The 23,460-nt window shown below is 59.8% G+C and carries 27 protein-coding genes and 1 other annotated feature; of the genes, 2 read left to right on the top strand and 25 right to left on the bottom strand.

All coding sequences use genetic code 11. From position 1 onward, the window contains the following. Window positions 1–16: 16 nt before the first annotated feature. From A6764_RS01015 to metG, 8 genes are all read right to left on the bottom strand, one after another. Window positions 17–1,174 carry a YdcF family protein gene (locus A6764_RS01015; protein ID WP_065067585.1) on the bottom strand — a complete coding sequence of 386 codons (1,158 nt, stop codon included), beginning with the start codon at window positions 1,172–1,174 and terminating at the stop codon, window positions 17–19. Window positions 1,175–1,445: 271 nt separating this feature from the next. Next, on the bottom strand, window positions 1,446–1,628 hold the full coding sequence (locus tag A6764_RS01020; RefSeq protein WP_029098035.1) for a small, acid-soluble spore protein, alpha/beta type: 183 nt from the start codon (window positions 1,626–1,628) through the stop codon (window positions 1,446–1,448). Between the two features lie 173 nt (window positions 1,629–1,801). Beyond that, a complete protein-coding gene (gene veg / locus A6764_RS01025) occupies window positions 1,802–2,074 on the bottom strand; it encodes a biofilm formation stimulator Veg (protein ID WP_029098036.1) in 273 nt (90 codons plus the stop codon). Window positions 2,075–2,363: 289 nt separating this feature from the next. Continuing rightward, window positions 2,364–3,266 (bottom strand): 16S rRNA (adenine(1518)-N(6)/adenine(1519)-N(6))-dimethyltransferase RsmA, encoded by a 903-nt coding sequence (gene rsmA, locus A6764_RS01030; RefSeq protein WP_065067584.1) that lies wholly within the window; start codon window positions 3,264–3,266, stop codon window positions 2,364–2,366. Beyond that, window positions 3,263–3,817, bottom strand: coding sequence for a ribonuclease M5 (rnmV, locus tag A6764_RS01035; RefSeq protein ID WP_029098038.1), 555 nt, complete (start codon window positions 3,815–3,817; stop codon window positions 3,263–3,265). Before rnmV ends, rsmA begins: the two co-directional genes overlap by 4 nt. 152 nt (window positions 3,818–3,969) lie before the next feature. After that, window positions 3,970–5,055, bottom strand: a complete 1,086-nt coding sequence (locus tag A6764_RS01040; protein ID WP_029098039.1) for a resuscitation-promoting factor — start codon at window positions 5,053–5,055, stop codon at window positions 3,970–3,972. A 462-nt stretch (window positions 5,056–5,517) separates the two neighbouring features. Further along, entirely contained in the window at window positions 5,518–6,297 is a 780-nt protein-coding gene (locus A6764_RS01045; RefSeq protein WP_044899275.1) for a TatD family hydrolase, read from the bottom strand. Between the two features lie 19 nt (window positions 6,298–6,316). Further along, complete coding sequence (gene metG, locus A6764_RS01050; RefSeq protein ID WP_029098041.1) at window positions 6,317–8,347, bottom strand: methionine--tRNA ligase; 2,031 nt, start codon at window positions 8,345–8,347, stop codon at window positions 6,317–6,319. A gap of 47 nt (window positions 8,348–8,394) precedes the next feature. Continuing rightward, window positions 8,395–8,648 (bottom strand) — a binding site (T-box leader). A gap of 436 nt (window positions 8,649–9,084) precedes the next feature. Here metG and A6764_RS01055 point away from each other — a divergent pair. Then, window positions 9,085–9,336, top strand: a complete 252-nt coding sequence (locus A6764_RS01055; RefSeq protein ID WP_029098042.1) for an AbrB/MazE/SpoVT family DNA-binding domain-containing protein — start codon at window positions 9,085–9,087, stop codon at window positions 9,334–9,336. A gap of 93 nt (window positions 9,337–9,429) precedes the next feature. Here the strand turns inward: A6764_RS01055 and rsmI are convergent, their stop codons facing one another. From rsmI to A6764_RS01135, 16 genes are all read right to left on the bottom strand, one after another. Next, the gene (gene rsmI / locus A6764_RS01060) at window positions 9,430–10,314 is read right to left on the bottom strand and encodes a 16S rRNA (cytidine(1402)-2'-O)-methyltransferase (RefSeq protein WP_029098043.1); all 885 of its coding nucleotides are present in this window, start codon (window positions 10,312–10,314) and stop codon (window positions 9,430–9,432) included. Beyond that, window positions 10,311–10,616 (bottom strand): GIY-YIG nuclease family protein, encoded by a 306-nt coding sequence (locus A6764_RS01065; RefSeq protein WP_065067583.1) that lies wholly within the window; start codon window positions 10,614–10,616, stop codon window positions 10,311–10,313. Before A6764_RS01065 ends, rsmI begins: the two co-directional genes overlap by 4 nt. Beyond that, entirely contained in the window at window positions 10,567–11,334 is a 768-nt protein-coding gene (locus tag A6764_RS01070; RefSeq protein WP_029098045.1) for a tRNA1(Val) (adenine(37)-N6)-methyltransferase, read from the bottom strand. Before A6764_RS01070 ends, A6764_RS01065 begins: the two co-directional genes overlap by 50 nt. 119 nt (window positions 11,335–11,453) lie before the next feature. Further along, window positions 11,454–11,819 carry a DNA replication initiation control protein YabA gene (gene yabA, locus A6764_RS01075; protein WP_029098046.1) on the bottom strand — a complete coding sequence of 122 codons (366 nt, stop codon included), beginning with the start codon at window positions 11,817–11,819 and terminating at the stop codon, window positions 11,454–11,456. Between the two features lie 49 nt (window positions 11,820–11,868). After that, a complete protein-coding gene (locus A6764_RS01080; protein ID WP_029098047.1) occupies window positions 11,869–12,684 on the bottom strand; it encodes a PSP1 domain-containing protein in 816 nt (271 codons plus the stop codon). Window positions 12,685–12,687: 3 nt separating this feature from the next. Then, a complete protein-coding gene (gene holB, locus A6764_RS01085) occupies window positions 12,688–13,668 on the bottom strand; it encodes a DNA polymerase III subunit delta' (RefSeq protein ID WP_035296603.1) in 981 nt (326 codons plus the stop codon). Between the two features lie 10 nt (window positions 13,669–13,678). Continuing rightward, complete coding sequence (locus A6764_RS01090) at window positions 13,679–14,125, bottom strand: YaaR family protein (protein WP_035296924.1); 447 nt, start codon at window positions 14,123–14,125, stop codon at window positions 13,679–13,681. A 93-nt stretch (window positions 14,126–14,218) separates the two neighbouring features. Continuing rightward, entirely contained in the window at window positions 14,219–14,548 is a 330-nt protein-coding gene (locus tag A6764_RS01095; RefSeq protein WP_029098050.1) for a cyclic-di-AMP receptor, read from the bottom strand. A 140-nt stretch (window positions 14,549–14,688) separates the two neighbouring features. Next, window positions 14,689–15,345: a dTMP kinase gene (gene tmk, locus A6764_RS01100; RefSeq protein ID WP_029098051.1), complete on the bottom strand. Its 657-nt coding sequence runs from the start codon at window positions 15,343–15,345 to the stop codon at window positions 14,689–14,691. A gap of 7 nt (window positions 15,346–15,352) precedes the next feature. Beyond that, complete coding sequence (locus tag A6764_RS01105; RefSeq protein ID WP_264622365.1) at window positions 15,353–16,840, bottom strand: aminotransferase class I/II-fold pyridoxal phosphate-dependent enzyme; 1,488 nt, start codon at window positions 16,838–16,840, stop codon at window positions 15,353–15,355. Window positions 16,841–16,945: 105 nt separating this feature from the next. Beyond that, window positions 16,946–17,128, bottom strand: coding sequence for a sigma factor G inhibitor Gin (locus A6764_RS01110; RefSeq protein ID WP_029098053.1), 183 nt, complete (start codon window positions 17,126–17,128; stop codon window positions 16,946–16,948). A 48-nt stretch (window positions 17,129–17,176) separates the two neighbouring features. Then, window positions 17,177–18,190, bottom strand: coding sequence for a Rossmann-fold NAD(P)-binding domain-containing protein (locus A6764_RS01115; RefSeq protein WP_065067581.1), 1,014 nt, complete (start codon window positions 18,188–18,190; stop codon window positions 17,177–17,179). 92 nt (window positions 18,191–18,282) lie between these two features. Then, window positions 18,283–19,005: a glycosyltransferase family 2 protein gene (locus tag A6764_RS01120; RefSeq protein ID WP_029098054.1), complete on the bottom strand. Its 723-nt coding sequence runs from the start codon at window positions 19,003–19,005 to the stop codon at window positions 18,283–18,285. Next, complete coding sequence (locus A6764_RS01125; RefSeq protein WP_065067580.1) at window positions 18,959–20,479, bottom strand: alkaline phosphatase family protein; 1,521 nt, start codon at window positions 20,477–20,479, stop codon at window positions 18,959–18,961. The genes A6764_RS01120 and A6764_RS01125 overlap by 47 nt, the downstream gene beginning before the upstream one ends. Beyond that, a complete protein-coding gene (locus A6764_RS01130) occupies window positions 20,457–21,422 on the bottom strand; it encodes a lysylphosphatidylglycerol synthase transmembrane domain-containing protein (RefSeq protein ID WP_264622366.1) in 966 nt (321 codons plus the stop codon). Before A6764_RS01130 ends, A6764_RS01125 begins: the two co-directional genes overlap by 23 nt. After that, a complete protein-coding gene (locus A6764_RS01135; protein WP_065067579.1) occupies window positions 21,419–22,366 on the bottom strand; it encodes an NAD-dependent epimerase/dehydratase family protein in 948 nt (315 codons plus the stop codon). Before A6764_RS01135 ends, A6764_RS01130 begins: the two co-directional genes overlap by 4 nt. Before the next feature lie 303 nt (window positions 22,367–22,669). On the opposite strand from A6764_RS01135, the gene A6764_RS01140 reads away from it, so the two are divergent. Beyond that, on the top strand, window positions 22,670–23,188 hold the full coding sequence (locus A6764_RS01140; RefSeq protein ID WP_264622500.1) for a hypothetical protein: 519 nt from the start codon (window positions 22,670–22,672) through the stop codon (window positions 23,186–23,188). Between the two features lie 4 nt (window positions 23,189–23,192). Here A6764_RS01140 and A6764_RS01145 read toward each other — a convergent pair whose 3' ends face one another. Continuing rightward, the gene (locus A6764_RS01145; protein WP_029098058.1) at window positions 23,193–23,459 is read right to left on the bottom strand and encodes a pro-sigmaK processing inhibitor BofA family protein; all 267 of its coding nucleotides are present in this window, start codon (window positions 23,457–23,459) and stop codon (window positions 23,193–23,195) included. Window position 23,460: the final 1 nt, after the last annotated feature.

A 23,460-nucleotide genomic window follows, 5' to 3' on the forward strand; every position in this document is an offset into this window, starting at 1 on the left:
TGGACGGAAGAAAAGCCTATCGCTGTTTTCCGGGATACGCCCAGATGCCCGACGCTCTCAGCAGGTCACGGTAGGTGACCAGCCGCTCGTCTTTCGTCACCTGCTGCGCCTCCTCGATCGTCGGGTAATCCAGGCTGGCCGCATGGCTAAATCTGACGCTCCCGCTGCCGCCGTTCATCTTCGCGTATAATTCGCCGGCTTCGCGAAAGACGGTCAATGCCCGTCTCATATGGCTCGCGCTGGTCACCAGCGTGACGTCGCGGATCCCTTCCCGCTCCAGGATCGCCGTCGTAAACAGGGCGTTTTCCACCGTGTCCGTCGACTTGTTCTCCAGGAGGATGCGGTCCTGGTCAATCCCTTGGGAGACCAGCCACCGGCTCATCGCATCCGCTTCGGTGACGCCCTGCTTTGGCACTCCGCCGGTAACGATGATGTTGGCCTGCGGGTATTGTCTGGCGACCGCCAGGCCCGTTTTCAGCCGGTCCACGAGCGGCTGGCGCATCGAACCGTCGTCCGCCAGCGCGTAGCCCAGGATCACGATCGCGTGCCGGGTTTGCGGCAGCCCGGCCGGAACCGCGGTATTAAGCCTGCCGGCCAGGATCTCGTCTGTCGCCCGCAGCTTTTCCAGATAGGCGGCCGTCCTTTGCGGATCGATCGTCCGCAGCCTGGACACGGCCTCCTGAAACGCCCGCTCGTCTCCGTTCGCCTTGGAGTAGACGGCGAACAGCAGGGTGGCGTTGAAATTGTCAGGGTCCAGGCGCAGGATCTGCCGGTACGTCTGCAGGGCTTCGGGCAGCTTTTTCTGGATGACCTGCGTCGACGCCAGCGAAAACTTCAGATCCAGATTGTACGGATCGAGGATCGTCGCTTCCCGGAAGGCGTGTTCGACCACATCGTATTTGCCTTTCAGGGTGATGCCCTTGAAGATTTCCTTTTCCGCTTGCTGCAGGTCGCCGCCGTGCCAGTAGTAGTACATGGCCGTGTCGACCAACTGATTGATGCGGACGGATGTGGGCTCGTCGTTTTGGATGACGCTCGCCGGCGCTTCCGCAGACGCTGATGGCGGCGCCGCGGGAGATACCGCCTCCGTTTGGGCCGAAACTGGCGTATAGAGCGCCGTAGAGATGACAAGAGCGGCCACTGTTCCCCGTACGATTCCCTTTCTTTTCCACATGCTTCCCATTCCTCCTGTCGCTGATCGATCTGTTTGGTGCGTAACCCTCGCCTGTTCCCGGTCTGCTGCCCGCTTTCACCTCCTGAAAAAAGCATGAGCGTCCGGAGCAGGAGGACTCGCCCCTTGCCGCTTCCGTTCGCTCATGCCTAGTTCGCCTAGTGACACGCGTGTGTATTTTTCTGAATATTCTATCATAATAGGCAATGCGGAGCAACTGCCGCGAAACCAAAAACGCAGGAAGAAGCCGGGTTGCCCCGGCCCGTCAACGAGTTTATTTGGCATTCTGTTTGGCTAACGCTTCCTCGGCGATCTGAATCGCGCGTTTGACCAGATTCCCGGCATCGCGCGTGGTGATGGCGCCCCAGCCTTCGGTTTTCACCGTGTCGTAAAACCCCAGCTCCTTGGCCAACTCCATCTTGAACGCTTCAGACATGATGCCTCGTCTGCGACCCATAACATCCTCCTTTTCCCGTTGACAGCCTTAGTATGCGCGAGGCCGGGCAAAAAAACCCCGGCCGCTGTCTCGATTCAGCATACACCGAAACGGCGCCGGACGTATATGATATCGAGTACACCGGACCGGGGACGACAGGAAGGCAAAAACAAAACAGCAGAGCCGCCAGGGCTCTACTGCTGTACAAAAGTAATGCGAATGTGCTCGTTGTCACGGCACACTGTCAATTCTACTGTTTCCGTCAAGATGTCAGCATAGCTGTATGAAACTCGCTCAAACAATTGGTCGTCATCAAGCTTTACAACGAATACAGATGGGTACGTTTCTTCGAGGATGCCCGTCCGTTCGACGGTTTTGCGGCGACCGCCATTGGCTTTCAGCAGGATGCGTTCGCCAATGTGCTCGTCTAAACTGCGTTTAATGTCAAGTAACGCGTTTCTTGCCATTGTTCCATCCACCTCGCTTGATTCCATTATAACAGTCTATGCTTATTTTGTCAAAGAAATAAAAAATTATAGCAACCAAAATCAGTTCTTGTCAACGGTGTTTTTTTCGTGAAATCAGCGGATTTTTGTCACATGGCTTGTCCGGGGACAGGCACGTCCGGCAAAAAAATTCCCGACCGACTTCCGTCCCATTATCATCGTGCCCTCAGATGGCTGAGACAGTCCCCTTTCGCCGAAAAAAGAGACTGTCCCAACAATCCGAACGCCCCTTGTTTCCAAGGGGCGTTCCTCATGTTCGATGCGGCATCAGATTGCTGCGGCGGATGGCGTTGGCGAGCCGGGCAAATTCTTCGATGCCCAGGGTCTCGCCGCGGCGGCCGGGGTCGATCCCCAGCTCAGCCAGCAGCCCAACCACATCGTCTTTTTGAGTTTTGTCGAACAAACCGTTCATCAGGTTGTTGAGCAGCGTCTTCCGCCGCTGCGCAAAACAAGCCCGTACCACGCGGAAAAACAGCGCTTCGTCGTCCACCTCGACAGGAGGCTGCTTGCGGATCGTCAGCTTGATCACGGCGGAATCCACATTGGGCCGGGGAATGAAAACGCTGGCCGGCACCACCATCGCCACTTCCGTCTCCGCGAAAAACTGTGCGGCAACGCTGAGCGAGCCGTAGTCCTTGGTACCCGGCTTGGCGGCGATCCGGTCCGCCACCTCTTTCTGGATCATCACCACGATATGCTCCAGCGGCAGCCGTTCCTCCAGCAGCTTCATCAGGATCGGCGTCGTCACGTAGTACGGCAGGTTGGCCACGACGCTCACCTGTTCGTAGCCGGCCAGCTTGTCCGCCAGGAGCGCCCGCAGATCCAGCTCCAGCACATCCCCGTGCACCACTTCCACGTTTTCATAGGGAGCCAGGGTTTCCGCCAGGATGGGCAGCAGCCGTTGGTCGATTTCGACCGCCACGACACGGCCGGCGGCTCTGCCCAACTGTTCGGTCAGCGCGCCGATGCCGGGACCGATCTCCAGCGCCGCCTTCCCCTTGTCCAGTTCGGCCGCCGCCACGATGTTGTGCAGAATGTTGGTGTCGATCAAAAAGTTTTGGCCCAGGCTTTTCTTGAACGAAAAGCCGTACTTCTCCAGGATTTCCCTGGTCCGCGTAGGCGTGGCGATATCTTTGCCGACGGCTCGGGTCATGGCTGCTCCCCTCCTTCGTCAATGGCCTTCATGGCGGCGAGAAACTCCGCCCGGCTGATTTGAAAGGCGTTCAGGCGCTGCAGCATCTGCTTGGCGTTGGCGTACCCGATGCCCAGCCGTTCGCCCAGTTTGATTCGCCGCTCCTTGGAATCCGGACCCGAGGTCAATCCGTAGGCGATCATGTCGTCGGGCGTGATCTCCCCAGCCTGATCGGCCATCTCGGTACGCACCTCGGAGAGCGCGCGGACGATTACCTCGGGGGAGGCGTTCTCCACGCCGATGTCCCCTTTTTTCGTCCCGTCCTCCTGGGTGATGAACGCGTGCTTGCAGCCCGGTACCGCCCGGCTGATGATCTTGCGTATCCGCTCTCCCTGGTAATCGGGGTCGGTAAAAATAATGACGCCGCGTTTTTGCTGGGCCAGGCGAATCTTTTCGATCGTTTTCGGGTTGATGGCAGACCCGCCCGTCTCGATCGTGTCCGCCTGGACGGCCCGCTTGATGGCGGCCGTGTCGTCCCGCCCTTCCACGACGATGACTTCTTTGATCTTCATGTCGCTGCTCCCGCTTTCCTACCGTGTTGGAATGGTATTAGTGTACACCAAAAACAAGTTCCGTTTCTGTCCGTGTGGCTGAAACGTTTCCGCTCCCCACCCGTCATATTGGTAAGACAGCAAACAGAAGACAGGAGCGCAGGCTCCTGTCCCTAAGGCTTGTGCGGTCCGATAATGTAGACCGTGCGATTTCGCTTGCGGCCGAACTGGACCGCTTCCGCTTCGGTGCTGACGAACACGTCGATCTTGTGACCGTGTATCGCTCCGCCCGTATCCTCCGCCCGACGATACCCGATTCCGTCGATAAACACCCACCATCCCAGTGGAATGACTTTGGGATCGACGGCAATGGTGTGCCCGGCTTTCGCCTTGACACCGGTAGCCGTGCGGCCATAACCCGGCGAGCCGACGGGTTTGCCTCCTCCTGCCGGAGAGTAGGCGGTCAAAGTAACCCCGTTCAGTACCTGTTTCGGCCGGAACACTTTGCCGCCGCGGGAGACCAACCCCGCTGCGGCAACGACCCGTTTTGACGTGTCGGCTTGAACGGATGCGGCCGTTCCCACCGCGACAATACGGTCTTTTTTCGGTGTGATGACATCTCGTTTTACCAGTTCACGGGATATTTCTTTGCCGTTTTCCGTGACCAGTCTGTAGTGCGCGATGGCCTTCCCTTCCTGCCCGCTTTGCAGTACGCGGGTCTGTCCCTTTGTCAGAGAACCATCGCTTTTGCGAATTTCCTGGTATGGCACGCGCTCCTCCACCGTGACGATCCGTTCGCTGACGCGCGTAACGGAGATCGTCGAGTCTTTGGAGAGAGACGCTGTCAGTGCCGGTTCCACCCGGTCCTGTTTGCCCAGCGTGATTCCCGCGTCCTTCAAGACGCCGGCGACGTCACGGCTGAGCGTTTGCACGACTTTTGTCTGCCCGTCCACGTGGACAGGGATTGCCCAGCGTGTATGTAAGGTAATGGTTGTTCCGTTGGTGATTTTGGTGTCTGCGTCTGGCTGCAGGTAATCGCTGTCTGTCACCGCAATGTGTCGTTCTTCCAAAAACTGCTCGACGGTTTGCGCCTTGGTCCCCACCTTTTGGGTGACGCCGTCCAAGGTAAACGTGACCTGCTTCGGTTGCGTTGCTTGGGCAGAAAAATAGCCAATCATGGGTACCAGCACCAGAGCGAGACCGCCCAGTACGGCAATCGCTCGCTTCTTCTGCCGTTCCCATACCGTGCGTAACTCCATTTCCCACACTCCTTTTTCCTAGAAAAGCACAAGGCTTTTCCTGTCTGGTCAGGCAAGGGTGATGAAATCGCACCAATATTTTGGAAATTGGCCAGTTCTGAACAAGGTCGGTCTTGATTGTATGCTACTTTCTCCGGTTTGTCAAATTGCCCCCTTCCTAGATCCAAATGATGATTGCTACCAGCCTAGCAAAAAGCGAATGGCGAATGGAAGCAAGTTTGTGTCGAGCAGCTCTGTCGAGGAGAATGGAATCGTTCGACATATGGACTATGGTATGCAGGGCAAAACGGTGGGAGAACCTGGCTTGGCGGGAAACGCTCAGCCGCCTGCCGGAAAACGCCGCCGGATGTGCGCAAAGAACAAGCCGGGATTTGTTTTGGAAAAAAACAGGGCCCTTCTGCGATGCGCTGATGCGCGAACACAGAAGGGCTTTCGTCATTGGTCATGCGGCTTCGGACACGGTTATTCCGTACGGGCCTCCAGCCGGAACAGCCGGCGGGCATTCTCGGCGGTGATCCGGGCCATTTCCTCGTAGGACAGGCCGTGGATGTCGGCCATTGCCTCGCAGACGTAGCGGACGTACCCGCTCTCGTTTCGCTTGCCGCGATACGGGTGCGGGGTCAGGTACGGGCAGTCGGTCTCGATCAGCAGCCGGTCGAGCGGCACCTTGGCCGCCACCTCCTTCGGCTGCTTCGCGTTCTTGAACGTGAGCGGACCGCCGAACGAGATGTAGAAGTTCATGTCGAGCGCCATTTTGGCCGTCTCCCAGCTCCCGGAAAAGCAGTGCATGATGCCGCCCACTTCGGCCGCCTTCTCCTCCCTCAGAATCGTGATGACGTCCTGGTGGGCGTCCCGGTTGTGAATGATGATCGGCAGGCCCAGCTTTTTGGCCAGGCGGATCTGCTTGCGGAACACCTCCGCCTGCACGTCCCGCGGCGAGGTGTCCCAGTAGTAATCCAGACCCATTTCTCCCAGTCCGACCACTTTCGGGTGGCGGCTCAGCTCCTCCAGCCACTCCAGATGCTCGTCGGTCATGTCCTTGGCGTCCTGCGGGTGCCAGCCGACCACGGCGTAGATGAAGTCGTAGCGCTCCGCCAGCTCCAGGCAGGTGGGGATCGTCTCGGCGTTGAAGCCGATGTTGACGATGGTGCTCACGCCGTTTTCCCGCGCGCGGGCAATCACGTCCTCACGATCCTCGTCAAACTCCCGGGCATTGAGGTGCGCGTGCGTATCGAATAACACGGGATCGACCTTCCTTTCCCTACTTCACGATTGCTCCGTTCGGCATGCTCGGATCGACGGTCGCCAGCGTCAGTTGATCGCCTGCGGACGCGGCCAGGATCATGCCCTGCGACAGTTCGCCGCGCAGTTTCACCGGTTTCAGGTTGGCGACCAGGATCACCTTTTTGCCGATCATTTCTTCCGGCGTGTAGTACTTGGCGATGCCGGAAACCACCTGGCGCTTCTCATAGCCGAGGTCCAACTGGAGCACCAGCAGCTTGTCGGCGTTGGGGTGCTTCACGCACTCGACGACTTGCGCCACGCGCAGTTCCACTTTGGCAAAATCGTCGATCGTGATTTCCTCTTTCGCGTCCGCCGGTTTGTCGTTTGCCTGTGCTTCGGTTTGGTTCGCGGTTGTCTCGTTCACGGATGCTTCTCCTTTCAACGCTTCCTGTTTTCGCTTGTTCTCTTCTGCCTGACGGCGCGCTTCCGCCGTGGATTCGTCGATGAACGCCAGCTCCGCCTGCACGTCCAGACGCGGGAAGAGCAGCTCCTTGCGGCTGACCGTGCTGCCGACCGGCAGGCCTCCCCAGACGCCGGCGGACTCCCAGGTCAGTGCTTCCGGCTTGTCGAGGATGCCCAATTGGTCCCAGATTTTCGCCGGGGCTTTCGTCATGAACGGCTGAATCAGGATGGAGACGATGCGGATGCATTCCGCCAGATTGTACATGACGGTGGCCAGGCGGCCTTTAGTCTCGTCGGATTTGGCCAGGTTCCACGGCATGGTCTCGTCGATGTACTTGTTGGTCCGGCCGATCAGCTCCCAGATGTGGGCCAGCGCATTGCTGAAGCGCATTTCGTCCATGTGCTCCTCCACCAGCGCTTTCGTCTTGGTGGCGAGTTCGATCAGGCTGTCGTCCGGTTCGCCCGCCTCCTGCGGAGCAGGCACGATGCCGTCGAAGTATTTTTCAATCATCGTCGCGGTGCGGCTCAGCAGGTTGCCGATGTCGTTGGCCAGGTCATAGTTGAGCCGCTGGATGAACGACTCCGGCGTAAAGACCCCGTCCTGGCCGAAGTTGATTTCCCGCAGCAGGAAGTAGCGCACGCCGTCGGAGCCGTAGCGGTCGATCAGGAGCTTCGGATCGATCACGTTGCCTTTGGATTTGGACATCTTTCCGTCCGGCATCAGCAGCCAGCCGTGGCCGAACACCTTTTTCGGCAGCGGCACGTCCAGCGCCATCAGGAGAATCGGCCAGTAAATGGTGTGGAAACGGAGGATGTCCTTGCCCACCAGATGGACGTCCGCCGGCCAGTATTTGCGAAACTTGCTGTCGTCGTCGGACAGGTAGCCCAGCGCGGAGATGTAGTTGGTCAGCGCGTCAATCCAGACGTAGATGACGTGCTCGGGATCGTCCGGCACCTTGATGCCCCAGTCGAAGCTGCTGCGGGAGACGGAGAGGTCCTGCAGACCCGGCTTGAGGAAGTTGTTGATCATTTCGTTGCGGCGGGACTCCGGCTGGATGAAGTCCGGATTCTCCTCCAGGAACTTCAGCAGCTTGTCCTGGTACTTGGACAGGCGGAAGAAGTAGTTTTTCTCCTTCACCTTTTTCACTTCGCGGCCGCAGTCCGGGCAGAAGTAGCCTTTGTCCGTCTTGCACTGCGTCTCGGTCCAGAACGCCTCGTCCGGTACGCAGTAGTAGCCCTCGTATTCGCCCAGGTAGATGTCTCCCTGGTCCAGCAGCCGTTTGAACACCTTTTGCACGACTTCCTTGTGGCGCGGTTGGGTCGTACGGATAAAATCGTCGTAGGAGATGTCCAGCTTTGCCCACAGATCCTTGATCCAGTCGACAATCGGGTCGATAAATTCAAGCGGCTGCTTACCGTCTTCGGCCGCCCGCTCCTGCAGCTTTTGCCCGTGCTCGTCCGTACCGGTCAGGTAGTAGACGTCGTAGCCGCGCAGCCGTTTGTAGCGCGCCATTGCATCGGCGGCAATGGTGGTGTAGGCGTTGCCAATGTGCAGCTTGTTGCTCGGATAGTAAATCGGCGTGGTAATGTAGTACGTCGGTTTCATGCAACAAAACCCTCCTGACATACGTTAAAAAATAAAAGCCCGCCCCAGATTGGGACGAGCCTTGTTCTCGTGGTACCACCCAAATGCTCCGCCTTCTCGCGAACAGCGGACTTGTCGAGTCAGACTGCTGCTGACTCACCCGTAACGCAGGCTTGCGTCGCAGACTACTTGGCGCCGGAAACGGCGGTTCATCCGCGAGACTCGGGGGCCATGTTCGGCTTGATCGCTTATACCGGTTCGCAGCTACCCCGGCTCTCTGTCATAAGGATGGCAAGCCTACTCTTCCCGTCATCGTCGTTCGCTATGAAATACCTGATTCACCCTCTATTGTACACAACCGCCTCATTTTGTAAACCACCCGCCTGCAACTTTGTGGCGGGACAGACGCTTGACGGGCAAAAGGGCAAAAAAAGGAATCAAGGGGAAAAAAGGCCACTTTTGTCGAACCACCTTCTCTATCATTCGACATAAAGTGACGAATTCGCCCCTCCACGCTCCCAGTTACTTTTTTCCAAGATACCGATGAATATTGATGTCGAGCACATGCAAACAATGATGCTGTACATATCTATCAAACCCGCGCCAGATGTGGCTTCAAAGATTTGTAAAAATCATATTGACACCTTTGGGAATCGCTGGTATGATGAGAACAACGGAAATTGTCGAATATTGACGATTAATAATCCGATTTGCACAATAAACGACACTGGGCAACATTGTGAGAGGAGAGACGATTCATGATGAAATCGACGGGGATTGTACGTAAAGTGGACGAGCTGGGCCGCGTGGTGATTCCGATTGAACTGCGCCGCACCCTGGGCATCGCCGAAAAGGACGCGCTGGAAATTTACGTGGACGGAGAGCGCATTATCCTGAAAAAGTACGAGCCTGCATGTATTTTCTGCGGCAATGCGGACCGGGTCTCCTATTTCAAAGGCAAAATCATTTGCCAGGACTGCCTGAACGAACTGCCTGCGGTCAAGCGTTAATCGTCCGCTCAACCATACAGAGCCGCTTTGTACGAAGCGCTGCCGGTAAGACGATGGAGGCCGGGGATGACTCCCCGGCCTTTTTTCATGCGATCACGCTTCCGGATCGCGGTGGTATTCATTGTAGACGTCCCGCCTGGACAGGCCCCGGTCGTCCGCTGCCTTCTTGATCGCTTCCTTTTTGCTCATGCCTTGTTCGCAGTAGCGGTCGACATGCTCCCGGATGTCAAGCGGCTGCCACCAGGCCGCTTCTTCTTCCGGAGCGGCCGGCGCGCCGCGGTATCCTTCCACGATCAGGCAGTACTCGCCTCGCGCCTCCCCCGCCGCCAGCCAGTCGATCAGCTCCCCCAGCGTGCCGCGGGCAAACTCTTCGTAGCGCTTGGTCAGCTCCCGCGCCAGCACGGCCCGGCGATCGCCCCAGGCTTCCCGGATCGCCTGGAGCGTTTTCACGATGCGATGGGGCGCTTCGTAAAACAGCAGCGTCTCCGGATAGCGCTCCAGCCGCTGCAGTTCTTCCCGGCGGTCTTTGTTGTCGCGCGGCAAAAAGCCGCAAAACACAAAGCGGTCCGTCGGCAGGCCGGAGGCGATCAGCGCAGTCAGCGCCGCGTTTGCGCCGGGGACAGGAACGACGGGAAAGCCGGCCGCCACGGCATCCCGCACCAGATCGGCCCCCGGGTCGGAGATGGCGGGCAGACCGGCGTCACTCACCAGGGCAATCCGCTTTCCTTCCGCCAGCCATTGCAAGAGACCGCTGCCGCTGGCCTCCTTGTTGTGCTCGTGGTAGCTGACCGTCCGCTTCTCAATCTGAAAATGGTTCAGCAGCTTGCGGGTTTGCCGGGTGTCTTCGCAGGCGATCACATCGACGGCCCGCAGCGTCTCCAGACAGCGAACCGTGATGTCGTCCAGGTTGCCGATGGGCGTGGCCACCAGGTAGAGGACTCCCGTCTGTTCGTCGGCGAAACTGCGCTGGACGTTCATGACTTACGACCACCTTCCTCGATCAGTTCTTCCTTTTGAGAGCGGGTCAGGCGTTTGATCGCTTCCTCCCGCCTGATTCCCCACGAGCGGTCCGTCCCTTCTTCCCAATACATCAGCTCCACCGGCCCTCGGCCCCGCGTGTACTTGGCCCCTCTGCCCTCGTTGTGCTCCCGGATGCGGCGGGCCAATTCCGTGGCATACCCGGTGTAATAGGTCCCGTCCGCGCAGCGCAGGATGTAGACAAAGTGGCTTTTATGCGAGGGAATCCCGCTTTCCGAAATAGATTTCCTGCAGTTCTTCACAGTATTCCTCTCCGTTTTCGTAGACAATCAGCGGCGGCTGGATGCGCAGTTCCGGCCTGCCGTTGCGCATCCCCTCGATCAGGAGCATGTTGGGCTCGGCGTCGCGGCGCGGGTAGACCAGCCGCATCCGCTTCGGCTCGATGCCGTACTGGCGCATCAGCGTGATGATGTCCACCAGGCGCGTCGAGCGGTGCACCAGGGCGATCTTCCCGCCGTTTTTCAGCAGTTGGCTGCCCACCCGAATGACGTCTTCCAGCGACAGCAAGATTTCGTGGCGGGCGATGGCAAAGTGTTCGCTGACGTTTTTCTCGCCGCTGGTCGCCGGCATGTACGGCGGATTGCAGGTAATCAGGTCAAACTTGCCGTGCCCGAACAACTGCACGGCGTCCTTCACGTCGCCGTGGTGCATCGTGATGCGCGATTCCAGCCTGTTCAGCTTGACGTTCCGACTGGCCATGTCATACAGCCGCTCCTGAATCTCGATGCCTTCAAACACCGCTTCCGGCGACCGCGTCGTCATGATCAGCGGGATCGCGCCGTTGCCCGTGCACATGTCGAGCACCCGTCCCCGTTTGGGCACCGACGCAAAGCGGGCCAGCAGCACCGCATCCATGGAGAAGCAAAACACTTCGCGGCTCTGGATGATTTTCATTTCATGGGTGAGCAGGTCGTCAATGCGCTCCGTCTCGTAGAGCGGCACGTTGATTTCCGGTTGCATCCGTTGTTCCATACTCCTTTTTCCACCATCAGTCTGTAACGGCCTCTGCACGTTGTCTGCAAAAAGCGACCTGCCGCAATGCTCAGGTCGCTTCGGTACAAAAAGGCCATGCTATCCTGTTATTTGTGAACACCGCCGCTGAGGAAGGAGAGGCAGAACAGGCAATCTCCCTCTTTGCGCAGGCTGCCGAAATGAACGTTGCAAATGTGAAAACCTTCCGCATACAGCCGCGCCAGATTGTCATAGCCTTCTCCGACCACTTTCTTCTTGGCGGTTTCCTGCTTGACCGTTTCTTTTGGTTCCGGCGGCGGACTGGCTGTCTTCTTGTCCAGCCGATTGCGAAGGTGTTGGTTCTCCACGAGTAATTGGGCGTTTTCCTCCATCAAGACAACGATGACGTCTTTCAATTCGCCAATTTCCCGATACAGATCGCCAATTCGTTCCTCGATGCTGGCCATCTTGACGAAGATTTCCCGTTTGTCCACTTGCTCACCTCATCCCCGCTACCCAAATCTAACCTGCTCTGTTCTCTCGTTAGTCAAACGTCGGATGACCCACGACAATCTCATCGAGCGCAAATTCGATGACGCGCTTGTTTTCCGAAAGCTCTACCTGAACGGACTGGTCGAGCACGTTGACGGAGACGACACGCCCTTCGCCCAACGGCGTGGTCACCGTCGCGCCGATGTCCGGCATTTCGTCCCGGGTGCTTTCGTAGTTGTCGTTTTCGTATTTCAAACAGCACATCAGCCGGCCGCAGAGACCGGAGATTTTGGCCGGATTCAGCGAAAGGTTTTGGTCTTTTGCCATCTTGATCGACACCGGCTCGAAGTCGCCCAAAAACGTAGAGCAGCAGAGCAGCCGGCCGCAGGGCCCGATGCCGCCCAGCATTTTCGCTTCGTCGCGCACGCCGATCTGGCGCAGTTCGATACGGGTGCGGAAGACAGAGGCCAGGTCCTTGACCAGTTCGCGGAAATCCACCCGCCCATCGGCGGTAAAATAAAAGATGATTTTGTTGCGGTCAAACGTGTACTCCACGTCGACCAGCTTCATCTCCAGCTTGTGTTCCTTGATTTTGGTCTGACAGATGGAAAACGCGTTTTTGGCGGCCTGCTTGTTCTCCTCCACCTGCTTGGCATCCCGCTCGTCCGCCATCCGGATGACCTTCTTCAGCGGCAGTACGACATCCTTGTCGGCCACTTGTTTGCGGCCGATCACCACTTTGCCGTATTCGACCCCTCTCGCCGTTTCCACGATGACGTGCGAATCCTTTTCGATCGGCAGTCGGTCGGGGTCGAAGTAATATATTTTGCCCGCTTTTTTAAAGCGGACGCCCACAACCTCATACAAAGGTTATCCCTCCTGGATTTGAAGAACCAACCGCTCAAGGGCCAACTGTGCGTTGGCGTTTCGCTCTATCCGATTTTTCGTTTCCATGACCAGATCGATCCCATGCAAGAGCTCGGCTTTCGTCCAGACCAGGGCTTGTCCTTGCAGCACATCCTGTTGGTCGCTGTTGATGAGATGGGCATGCCTGTCTACTTGCACGTACAGGATATCGCGCAGCCAAAGGATGAGCAAATCCAAAAAGAGGGGCAGTTCCTCCTTTATTTTGTCGCTTTTTTGCAACAAATCGTGAATGGTATAGAGCGCAGCAGCATTGCGCTGTTTGCACTCCTGCACCAATTGTATCACTAGATTTCTAAGCTGTGCAAACCAATCTGACTGGCTGAGCACACGAGCTTCTTCCAGATTTGTTGTGATGTGGGAAGCCGCCCGGGCGATCCCGGCCGGCACGCCTTCCGCCTGCAGCTGCTCGGCGATGACGTCGGCGGACAGCGGCGTGAACGGGACAATCTGGCAGCGCGACAGAATGGTCGGCAAAATGGCGTGACTGTGCTCCGTCAGCAGCAGCGCGACGACTCCGGCCGGCGGTTCTTCCAAAAACTTGAGCAGACTGTTGGCCGCCTGGGTGGTCATTCTGTCCACGTGCTCGACGATGTACACCTTGTGAGCCGATTCCACCGCCCGCATCGCCATCTCCTTTTGCAGGGCGCGAATCTGGTCGATCTTGATCGAGGCCCCGTCCGGCTCGATCAGCAGCACGTCGGGATGGTTGCCCGCCTCGATCCGCCTGCATGTGAGACAGGCCCCGCAGGCGTCCGCCTCCCTTTCCGGACAAAAAAGAGACTTCGCCACATGCAGGGCCATCCGTTTTTTTCCTGCACCCTTGGGACCGGCGAACAGGTAAGCGTGCGCCAGCCGCCCGTTTTGCAGACTATGATGCAGCAGTTCCGCCGCACGCGGCTGCTGCGCAAACATCGTCCATGTCATCTTGTTCCACCTAAAAGTACAAGTTGATCAGCATGCCGCGAATTTCGCCGATGCGGGCCAAAAGATCGATCATCGGCGCCTGATCGCTTAACAGTTCGTCGGCAAGCTTGAGCAGTTCCGCGTCCACTTCCTTGACAATCTTGTACAGCCGGCTGCGTCCCCGGCGGTTTACGCCCCGCCTGTCGTCCAGCGCGATGCCGTGCTTGACGGCCTCTTCCATGAACTGCTTGACGAGATTTTTGTAATGGTAGAAGTCGCGGATAGAGCGGGAACGGGCCAAAATCTGTCCCTGTTTGTCAATGTCCTGCAAAAGCCGGGTCAGCCGCTCCTGCGACATGCGCTGGTCCTCGCCCTTGATCAATTCCCCGAAATTCGCTTTTTCCACCTGCGGCCCTTTGCGCATGTCGGCCGCCTTGAGCAGATCCACCTTTGGCCTGGGCCCGTCTCCGATTTTCATGCCGCTCCCTCCGTCCCCTGTCCGATCGTTTTCTTCCTTCAGTATAAACGAAAGCTGGCTGAAAAAGGAGGGGGTTCCCCTTCCATCAGACGCCTAGAACGAATGGAACTGCTCGACATCCAGCACAAACACGGCGGCACCGCCCACCTGCACCTCGAGCGGATACGGCATGAACGAATCGACGGCATTGCTCAGCGGCGAGACAGGCGTGACCATCTGTTTGCGGGACTTGCAGTGCTGCTGAATGATCTCGATCACTTCCGGCACGTTTTCGTCGCTCGTTCCGATCAAAAACGTCGTGTTGCCGGCCCGCAAAAAGCTTCCCGTACTGGCCAGCTTCGTGGCACGAAATCCTTTTTTCACCAACTGCTGCGACAGACGACCACTGTCTTTGTCCTGAACAACAGCAACCACCATCTTCATCGGCTCTCACCCTTTCCGCACGCGTTTGGTATCTGGGGGTACCTGTCTTCCTTCATTGTATGAAGAAAGGCTGGACGGTGTAACGATATTCTTCTAAAACATAGTATACAGCATGTACATACCCGGACGGTACTTAAACCTTACAGACGCGAACCTTGCAGACGCGCCTCCAGCGCAGCCAGCGCCTCTTCAAAGACCCGGTCCATCGGCTGTTCCGCGTCGATGACGACAAACCGCTCGGGAAAGCGCTCCATCACCAACCGGTATCCTTCCCGCACTTTTTCGTGGAACCGCAGGTCTTCCATGTCGAGCCGGTTTACCTCCCGCCCCTTGGTCGCGTTGATGCGGGCCAGACCCACTTCCGGCCGCACGTCGAAAAACAGCGTCAGGTCGGGCATGCAGTCTTCCACGGCAAAGCGGTTGATGGCAAACACTTCGTCGATGCCCAGGCCGCGCGCATACCCCTGGTACGCCAGACTACTGTCGATGAAGCGGTCGCACAGGACCAGCTTCCCCGCCGCCAGCGCCGGCAGCACCCTTTCAGCCAAATGCTGACGCCGTGCCGCCGCGTACAGCAGCGCCTCCGTCCGCTTGTCCATGGTGACGTGCTCCGGATTAAGGATGATCGACCGGATCTTCTCCGCGATCTCGATGCCGCCCGGTTCGCGGGTGAGGATCACGTCCCGTCCCCGCGCCCGCAGTTCGTCGTACAGGCGGGCGATGACGGTCGACTTGCCCGCTCCGTCGCCTCCCTCGACGGTAATAAACCGGCCTTTTCCCTTTGTTGTCACACACATGCTCCTTTCACACTCGTTGTCTCTCATCAATTACCCGTATCGTCTGCAGCCGGCCGTCCTGCACCCCGTGGAAGCGGGTCTGTCCCTTGCGAAGCTCCAGCAAAAGCTCCAGCAAATCGGCGTCAATGCGCTCACCCGGCACCAGCAGCGGAATCCCGGGCGGATAGGGGATCACCATTTCCGCGGCGATCCGTCCCAGTGCCTGTTCCAGTGCCACCGCCTCGTGGGGGGCGTCGACCGCTTCGTGCATCGGCATCGCCTGTTCGCGCAAAAAGCTGGAGGCCACCACGCCCGGCTCCACCATTCGCACCGCTCCCGGCCGTCTCTCGGGGGAGACGGATTCCAGCAGCCGGGCCAGCGCGTCGAGATCATCCGCGGAGGTCCCGGCGGAGGCGGCCAGCAAGACGAGGCCGCTCTCGGCCAGTTCGGGATAGATGCCGTGTTCCTCCAGCAGCCGCTTCAGTTCGAAGCCGTCCACGTCGGCGGAGCGCAGCACCAGCAGCAGTTTGAGCGGATCCCATGTCGCGCAGACGCTGTTTGGCACTGGCCCCGCCAGCTCCACCCACGAGACGCGACCCAGCCGCTCGCGAAGCTTGTCCAACTGCGGCAGCAGCCGTTCCCACTCCCGGGCCGCTTCCGTCACCAGGTGGCGGCGCGCCAGGTCGAGCGAAGCCATCAGCAGATACGACGGGCTGGACGACTGTATCAGCGCCAGATTGCGCGCCAGACGCTCCCGGTCGATCCGCTCGCCCTGGATATGCAGCATGGACGACATGGTGAGCGCTCCGGTCATTTTGTGGGTGGACTGCACGGCGGCATCCGCTCCGCTCTGCATGGCGGAAGGGGGAAACGCGGGGTGAAAGCCGAAGTGAGCCCCATGCGCTTCATCGACGAGGAGCGGCACGCCAAACCGGTGGACGGCCGCCGCCATCTTGGCCACGTCAATCCCCATGCCGTAGTAGGTGGGATTGGTCAAAAAGACCGCCTTGGCATCGGGATGGGCCTGCAGGGCGCGTTCCACGTCCTCCCGCCGCAGTCCGACGGCGGTGCCGGTCGCCGGATCCACCGCCGGCACGATGTACACCGGCGTCGCCCTCGCCAGGATGATGCCGTGAAACACGGACTTGTGGCAGTTGCGCTGGACGAGAATCTTGTCTCCCGGACGGCAGACGGTCATGATCAGCGCGATGTTGCCCGCCGTGCTCCCGCCGACGAGAAAGCGCGTCTCCTCCGCGCCAAAAGCCTCCGCCGCCAACGCCTGTGCCTCGGCAATCACGCCCTCCGGCTGATGCAGGTCGTCCATGCCGGTGATCTCGGTCATGTCCAGTTCGAGCACGGGCCCAAACCGCTCTCTGCCGTGATGGTCAAAGCTTCGCCCCATCTTGTGACCGGGCACGTGAAACGGATGGGGACGGCGCATGGCGTGCCGTACCAACTGTTCGTACAAGGGAGCCCGCCGCTGCCTCTCCCAAAAGTCAGCGCTTCTTTCCCGCACGGTCATTCACGTCCTTTTTTCAGAGTACCTTTTATTGTAACACGATTTGCACCCGCGGAACGGAAAAAGGCATCGGGGGAGCCGATGCCTTTTGGCCGAACGTGTCTACGCGTCTTCCGTGAGCCAGATGCGCCGCATCTGATGAATAAAGAACGTGTATTTTTTATCCTGCACGTCCGTATTGACCATTTCCTGTTCGCAATGCTGACAGATAAACTGCTCACAGATGGCGATTCCGTCCGTCCGTTCCTCTTCACAGACGATACATCGCTGAGCGACTCTTTCCATTGTGCAAACGCCTGCCCTTTTCCTCAATCTACCAACCATTATACCCCATTATAATCCACTCCATTCCCAAACGTTCGTCTTTTCCCCGATGGTTCGGTAGATCATCGGCAGCGCCTCCGCTTCCGGCAGCGGAAAGCAGGCGCAGGCATCGACGACGATGGGTTGGCGCATCTGCCTGATCAGCTCGGACAGGGGCAGTTCCATGAGGTCGGGGTCAGGCGAGGCGACGACCAGCAGATCGGCCTGGGCAAGCGCTGTTTGCCAGGTGGTGCACCGCTCCCCTGCAGTGCTTTCACCGTTCGGAATTTGCTCGTCCCGGGGAACGTACAGCCGCACCTCCTTGTCCGCCAGCCAGCCTGACGGCATCTGCTGCCACAGGCTCGTCGGCCCCCACAAGGCGACGCGGCGCACGTTCGTCTTGCTCATGACGAAGCGGCACTGGCGGACCAGCCACCTTCGCAGCGCCGCACGATCGTTCCGCTGCGGATCCAGCCAGCCCTGGCCGACGCGGCTGTCCATGCCCAACGCACGCGCGACCGTCTGCAGCCGGACGCCGCGCCGGTCGCAGCTCTCTCCCAGCCGGAGGTAAAACCGTTCCTTCCAGGCCAGAAACCGCGGCAGTTGGCGGATGACCTCCTCCGCTTCGCGCATCCCGCACACCATCGCGATCACGTCATGCTCCGCCAGTTGGCGGCAGAGGATGCGGGTCCAGGGGCTGTTGGGATCTCCGCCGACCAGCGCCCGCTCGCCGCCGGCAAAGCGATACAGGCGCACCACTTCCCAGCCGGGATATTGGGCCGCCAGAACTTCCGCCGCTGTGTTCGCAACCCGGTCGCCGTATACGAGCAGCAGTCCGGGACGGTCCCACTCGGCCAGGCCCGCCGACAGCCGCGCGGCATCCGACTCCCCCGCGACCAGGAAGCCGCACGCCCCGGCCGCTGTCCGTCTCCGGTTTTCGGCCGGCGCGACGGATATGCCGATCGCCGCCAACTCCCGCACCAGCGCGTCAGGGAGCGGTTTCTCCGACACCTGTACGAGCACCGTCACACCTTTGCTGGACACCTCATGCACTGCCTCCTTTTCCCGCCGCCGCTCCCCTGTTCGACCGCGCCCGCCAGGCCGGACATGCCTTCTGATCCGGGCATGCCTTCTGATTACGAGTCAGGCTGGCGGGGAGAGACCGGCCGGCGCATCTCCCGCCAGACCGCCGACAGCACCTTGGTGACGTAGGGCACAAAGCGGATAAACGAACGGCCCGTCGTCCGCACCTGATAGCGGATGGGAATCTCTTTCATCCGGTAGCCCTTGCGCACCAGGTTGAGCGTCATCACCTGCGCGTAGTTGTAGTCGTGAATGATTTCCAGATCGGCCAGGGCTGCCCGGTTGAACGCCCGCATCCCCGATTGACCGTCGGAGATAAACCGGCGCAGCAGGATCATCTGCAGCGCGGTAAACAGGTAATTGCCGAGGCGGCGGTGCCATTTCATCCCTTTTATCGTACCCATAAAACGGGAGCCCATGACGTAATCGGCTTCCCCCGCCAGGAGCGGCGCGACCAGTTCGGGAATCTGCTCCGCGGGATACTCGTTGTCGGCGTCGATCATGACGGCATAGTCGGCGCCCCGCTCGTACGCCTCCCGCAGTCCGGCGCGAACGGCCGCGCCGAGGCCGGTATTGATCGGCATCGTGTAGATTTCGTCCGCTCCCGCTGCCAGCGACACGTCCACCGTCCCGTCGGTCGAGCCGTCGTCCACCACCAGCACTTTCACCGTCAATCCGGGGAAAAAGGAGCGCGGCACGTTGCGGATCACTTCGCCGATCGCTTCCTCTTCATTTTTTGCCGGTATCACAATGTATAGAAGGGCCTGCTGCCTCATGGATGTTCTCTCCCGTGTCGTAACCTTGCGTGCGGAGGGCGTCCACCAGCACGGGGCCGCGCGACTTGTCCGGATACGGCGCCCCCATCAGATACGCGATCGTGGGAGCGACGGACACCAGCGAGTTCCACTCCCGGATGACAGCGCCCTGCTTGATCATCGGACCGTGCATGATAAACGGTACGTAGCGCTCTCCTTCGTCCAGGTGGCCGTGACCGCCGATGCCGTCCGACTGGCCGTGGTCGGCACAGACGATAAACGCCGCCTTTTCCAGTTTGCCCCGCTCCCGCAGCCACTCGTAATACGAGGCGATCAGCGCGTCCGCCTCCGCGATTTTTTCCAGGTATTCATCGTAAAAGACGCCCCGGCTGTGGCCGGTCTGGTCGGTCGCGATCAACTGCACGATCAGGACGTCGGGGTCGCTTTCCTCGACGATGTGCCGCGCCCGGCGCATGATCGTCGGATCGGCGACGTCGTTTTTCATCACCGCCGTAAACGTCTCCACGTCCTCGCCAAACGCGTCGACCAAATGGGCGCAGGCGAGCATCACGCCCTTCTTCCCGATCTTGCGCAGACTGTCGAACAGGCTTTCCGTCCTGACGCCCAGCTTGTACACCATGTTGCTGGTAATGCCGTGCTCGCGCGGATACGTGCCGGTAAACATGGAAGAAAAGCAGACGACCGTGCGCGCCGGGTAGACCGTCTCCATGTTGGCGTACTCGGTGCCGGTCTGCTTCAGCCAGTCCAGAAACGGCGTTTTCGCCTGAGCCAGCCGGTCCTTGTTGCAGCCATCAATCACTATCATATACACCTTGCTCGCCAATGGCTTGGACGGTTGGACATTGTGGGTGTAGGTGGGGATTTCCATCGGTTTCCAGGTGAACAGCCAGCGGTGGATGAGAAAAGCGTACACCCCGACGGCTGCCGCAAAGAACAGCGGCGCAAGACCCGGTCCGGCAATCCCCGCTTCGGCCGCCGAGCGATAGCACCACTCCATCACCAACAGGGCCGTCAGGAACTTCGGAATCTGTTCCTGCGCGTTGCCGCTGGTGGAGTCGCTGTTTTTCAACACCAGCTTCCAGAACCGCGTAAAGTTCCACAGCGTGGTACCGATGCGCAGATGGTAGTAGATCGTGCCCCAGAAGATGACCGTAAAGAAAAAGTACATGCCGATCGCAAGCCATATGAGCGGCCATACCCCCGCCTGGGCAAAGAGCGCGCAGGCCGCCAGCAGCGGCAGCCACAGAAAGAACCGCAAACGCAGCGGAAAATCGTACAAAAAGTAGACAGCCAAAAGCGGCAGCGTCCAGAGGAGCGCGAGTGCCGCATCCGCCCAAAAGGACGACAGCCCCCACGACTCCCAGTGGTACAGGAGAAAGATGCCGGTCACAAAGACGGGGGTAAACGGCTTTCCTTCATTCAGCACATTCCAGCACCGAGCGGCGATCTTTTCAAATGTCGACGCTTTTGTCATGGTGACCCTCCTCACTCGCCTCGCGGGCCTCCCGGAACAGCGCCAGGGGCGATAGCGACAGACGCCAGGCGGCAAGCCCGCCCGCGACAAACGAATAACAAAACTTGAATCCGTGCGACAAAATCGCCACCTGCAGGGCAAACGCCAGGGAGTGGCCTGCCGTCTCGTGCAGGAGGGAGGCCATGACCGCTTCGTAGGTGCCGATGCCGCCCGGCGTGACGTGAAAGGTCTGCCCGATAATCGTCAGCACGTGGACCAACAGGGCGGACGCCGTTTCCAACTGCCCGCCAAGCGCCCTGACGACCGACCAGACGACCGCTGCCTCCAAAAGCCAGCCGGCCGCCGTCAGGAAAAAGGCGGTCAGCCCGTGCGGCCCTTGAAAAAACGCCCGGCGATAGCGGGCGACAGCCGGAAAGCGGCGCTCCGCGTACCGCGAACCGGCCAGTACGGCTGCAGCCGCAGCCGCCGACACGGCGACGGCCCAGGCAAGCCTCTCCCCGTACCAGAGCTGGATCTGCCGGGGAGCGATCAACAGCAGCGCGGCCGCCGCCAGGGCAGCCAGGCCGGCCATGTCCATCAACCGGTTGCCGGCCACGCTGACGACCGCCGCGCTCCACGCAAATCCTTCGCGCCGGCGCAAGAGGGCCATGCGCGCCAGCTCGCCGGCCTTCACGGGCAGCAGATGGTTCAAGAGCAGCCCGATGTGATGGTAGTACCACAAGCGCAGGACCGGCACCCGATGGACCGTCTGCTTTTGCCATGCCCAACTGCGCAGCCAGAAGGCGGCTCCGTAACAGACGGTCATCGTCAGCAGCAGGCCGGGATGGGCGGCCAGCTTTTGGACGCCGTCGATCAGCGCCGACGCCTCCATGCGGGTTGCGATCAGATAACCGGAAACAACCAGCAGCAGCCAGCCAACCGCCCGAACGATCTTCTTCCTCACTGTTTTCGCCACCACCTGTAGTACCGTTCCAAGCCCTCCTGCAGCGTCACCTGCGGCGTCCATCCCAGCAGCCCGCGCGCTTTGGCGATGTCCGCCCAGGTGCCGGTCACATCCCCCGGCTGGGCGCCGCGAATCTCAAGACGGGCCTTTTTGCCGGTCACATGCTCCAGCGTCTGCACCAGTTCGAGCAGGCCGACGGGCCGGCCGCTGCCCAGGTTGTAGACCTGATAGCCGTCCATGTGTGCCAATGCCGCCCCGATCCCGTCCACAATGTCGTCCACATACGTGTAATCGCGCATGGAGTGCGGGTCATACAGCGGCAAGGGCTGCTCGTCCGCGAGCAGCCGCAGAAAACGGGAGATGGCCATGTCCGGCCGCTGGTGCGGTCCGTACACGGTAAAAAAGCGCAGGCAGGTGACCGCCATCCCGTACAGATGGGCGTACGTCCGGCAAAACACTTCCGCCGCCAGCTTGCTGGCCGCATACGGCGAGCAGACGGCCAGGTCCGCCTCCTCTTCCCGCAGCGGGCGGGTCAGGGCGCGCTCCCCGTAAACGGACGACGACGAGGCGAACAGAAAGCGGCCGACGCCGAACTGCCGGGCCAGTTCCAGCAGCTGCACCGTTCCTTTTACATCGATGTCCACGTACGTCAGCGGCTGCTCCAGAGACCCCCGCACGCCGGGAATCGCGGCGAGGTGAATCACCGCATCCGGCCTGTGCCGGGACAAGACCTCCCGCATGGCCGCTTCATCGAGAATATCGGTCCGGTAAAAGGAAAAGTCGCCGTGGCGGCGCAGTTCGTCGATCCGCGCCCGTTTGAGGGACGGATCGTAATAGGGATGGAGCTGATCGACCACGGCAAGAGCGTACCCCTGCTCCAGCAGGAAGCGGCACGTGTGGTAGCCGATGAAGCCCGCTCCGCCCGTAACCAAAACGTTTTTCATGGCAGGTGGCTCCTTGCAGAAAAAGCCGATGGCTGACGGCCACCGACTCGAACGTTCTTGTCTGTCCGTGAATGAGCGTGCGACGGCAAACGCGCTTCCGGTTCGGAAGCTTTTCCGGCGCCCGCAGGTTGTGAGATAATAGGGGAAAACCGAAAAAAGAATTCCTAATCATGATAATCATTCTCAGTGAGAATTATATAGGGAGAACCCTGCCCTGTCAATTGCACAAAGCCTGGTTCTCCCCGGACCCGGATCGGGTCTGACCCCGCTCGTACACATGTAATCGCAGAGGTCATTGACGTGATGAAAGAGCAAACCATTTACAGCTACAAACTGCTTCGCCGCTTTCGCTGGCGATTGGCGGGCTGGCTGTTCCAGCTCCTGCTGATCGGCCTGTTTCCGGTCGCCGCCTCTCTCTGGCTGAAGATTCCGGCTGATCGCCTGATGGTGACGCTGGCCGTGCTCCCGGCCATCGCCGTCAGCCATCTCTGCCTGTTCCGGCTTTACGCCCGCCTGCGTTCGCACCACCCGCAAACCACGCCGGACCTGCTCGTGTCTCCCTGGTGGGGCGCCGGCTGCCGCCATCCCGTTCCGCTCCGCGCATACCGTGGGGCGGAGGCGACCGTCCTCGCTGGCAGCCTGTTTTTGGCGGCCGCCGTCTTTGTCTGGGTGCCGCTGCCGTACGGAATGGCGCTGCTCTGGGGAACAGCCGTGCTGGGCTTGCCCCGCCTGCTTGCGCTGCTGGCCTCGCTGCGCCAGCCTCCGCACTGCCGGGTCAAGTACGAGAGCGGCAGCGTCGCCTTTTTGCTGACCGACGGCTGACCGCCTACATCACCCACAGCTTGATGATGATCAGCGCGGCCAGACCCGGCAGCCGCAGCAGCCCGGTCAGCAGCGCCGTCACCGGATTGATCGGAATGTGGAAGTCGGCCAGTTCTCCGACCAGATTGGCGAAAAACAGCAGCACCGCGCCGATGACCAACTGCACGGCGACAAACCCCGCCCAGCGGATCGGCCCCATGACCGACCTGCTCGCGGCAATCACCAACAACAGACCCGTGACAATCAAGGCGATGACCCATCCCGTACTCATG

It is taken from the genome of Brevibacillus sp. WF146, from assembly GCF_001673705.2.
Taxonomy (GTDB): domain Bacteria; phylum Bacillota; class Bacilli; order Brevibacillales; family Brevibacillaceae; genus Brevibacillus; species Brevibacillus thermoruber.

What these genes read in the sequence shown, in the direction of transcription:
- A6764_RS01015 (WP_065067585.1), bottom strand. Translation starts at nt 1,174, where the DNA reads ATGTGGAAAAGAAAGGGAATCGTACGGGGAACAGTGGCCGCTCTTGTC.
- A6764_RS01020 (WP_029098035.1), bottom strand. Translation starts at nt 1,628, where the DNA reads ATGGGTCGCAGACGAGGCATCATGTCTGAAGCGTTCAAGATGGAGTTG.
- veg (WP_029098036.1), bottom strand. Translation starts at nt 2,074, where the DNA reads ATGGCAAGAAACGCGTTACTTGACATTAAACGCAGTTTAGACGAGCAC.
- rsmA (WP_065067584.1), bottom strand. Translation starts at nt 3,266, where the DNA reads ATGACCCGAGCCGTCGGCAAAGATATCGCCACGCCTACGCGGACCAGG.
- rnmV (WP_029098038.1), bottom strand. Translation starts at nt 3,817, where the DNA reads ATGAAGATCAAAGAAGTCATCGTCGTGGAAGGGCGGGACGACACGGCC.
- A6764_RS01040 (WP_029098039.1), bottom strand. Translation starts at nt 5,055, where the DNA reads ATGGAGTTACGCACGGTATGGGAACGGCAGAAGAAGCGAGCGATTGCC.
- metG (WP_029098041.1), bottom strand. Translation starts at nt 8,347, where the DNA reads ATGAAACCGACGTACTACATTACCACGCCGATTTACTATCCGAGCAAC.
- A6764_RS01055 (WP_029098042.1), top strand. Translation starts at nt 9,085, where the DNA reads ATGATGAAATCGACGGGGATTGTACGTAAAGTGGACGAGCTGGGCCGC.
- rsmI (WP_029098043.1), bottom strand. Translation starts at nt 10,314, where the DNA reads ATGAACGTCCAGCGCAGTTTCGCCGACGAACAGACGGGAGTCCTCTAC.
- A6764_RS01070 (WP_029098045.1), bottom strand. Translation starts at nt 11,334, where the DNA reads ATGCAACCGGAAATCAACGTGCCGCTCTACGAGACGGAGCGCATTGAC.
- holB (WP_035296603.1), bottom strand. Translation starts at nt 13,668, where the DNA reads ATGACATGGACGATGTTTGCGCAGCAGCCGCGTGCGGCGGAACTGCTG.
- A6764_RS01090 (WP_035296924.1), bottom strand. Translation starts at nt 14,125, where the DNA reads ATGAAAATCGGAGACGGGCCCAGGCCAAAGGTGGATCTGCTCAAGGCG.
- A6764_RS01095 (WP_029098050.1), bottom strand. Translation starts at nt 14,548, where the DNA reads ATGAAGATGGTGGTTGCTGTTGTTCAGGACAAAGACAGTGGTCGTCTG.
- tmk (WP_029098051.1), bottom strand. Translation starts at nt 15,345, where the DNA reads ATGTGTGTGACAACAAAGGGAAAAGGCCGGTTTATTACCGTCGAGGGA.
- A6764_RS01110 (WP_029098053.1), bottom strand. Translation starts at nt 17,128, where the DNA reads ATGGAAAGAGTCGCTCAGCGATGTATCGTCTGTGAAGAGGAACGGACG.
- A6764_RS01120 (WP_029098054.1), bottom strand. Translation starts at nt 19,005, where the DNA reads ATGAGGCAGCAGGCCCTTCTATACATTGTGATACCGGCAAAAAATGAA.
- A6764_RS01125 (WP_065067580.1), bottom strand. Translation starts at nt 20,479, where the DNA reads ATGACAAAAGCGTCGACATTTGAAAAGATCGCCGCTCGGTGCTGGAAT.
- A6764_RS01135 (WP_065067579.1), bottom strand. Translation starts at nt 22,366, where the DNA reads ATGAAAAACGTTTTGGTTACGGGCGGAGCGGGCTTCATCGGCTACCAC.
- A6764_RS01140 (WP_264622500.1), top strand. Translation starts at nt 22,670, where the DNA reads ATGAAAGAGCAAACCATTTACAGCTACAAACTGCTTCGCCGCTTTCGC.
- A6764_RS01145 (WP_029098058.1), bottom strand. Translation starts at nt 23,459, where the DNA reads ATGAGTACGGGATGGGTCATCGCCTTGATTGTCACGGGTCTGTTGTTG.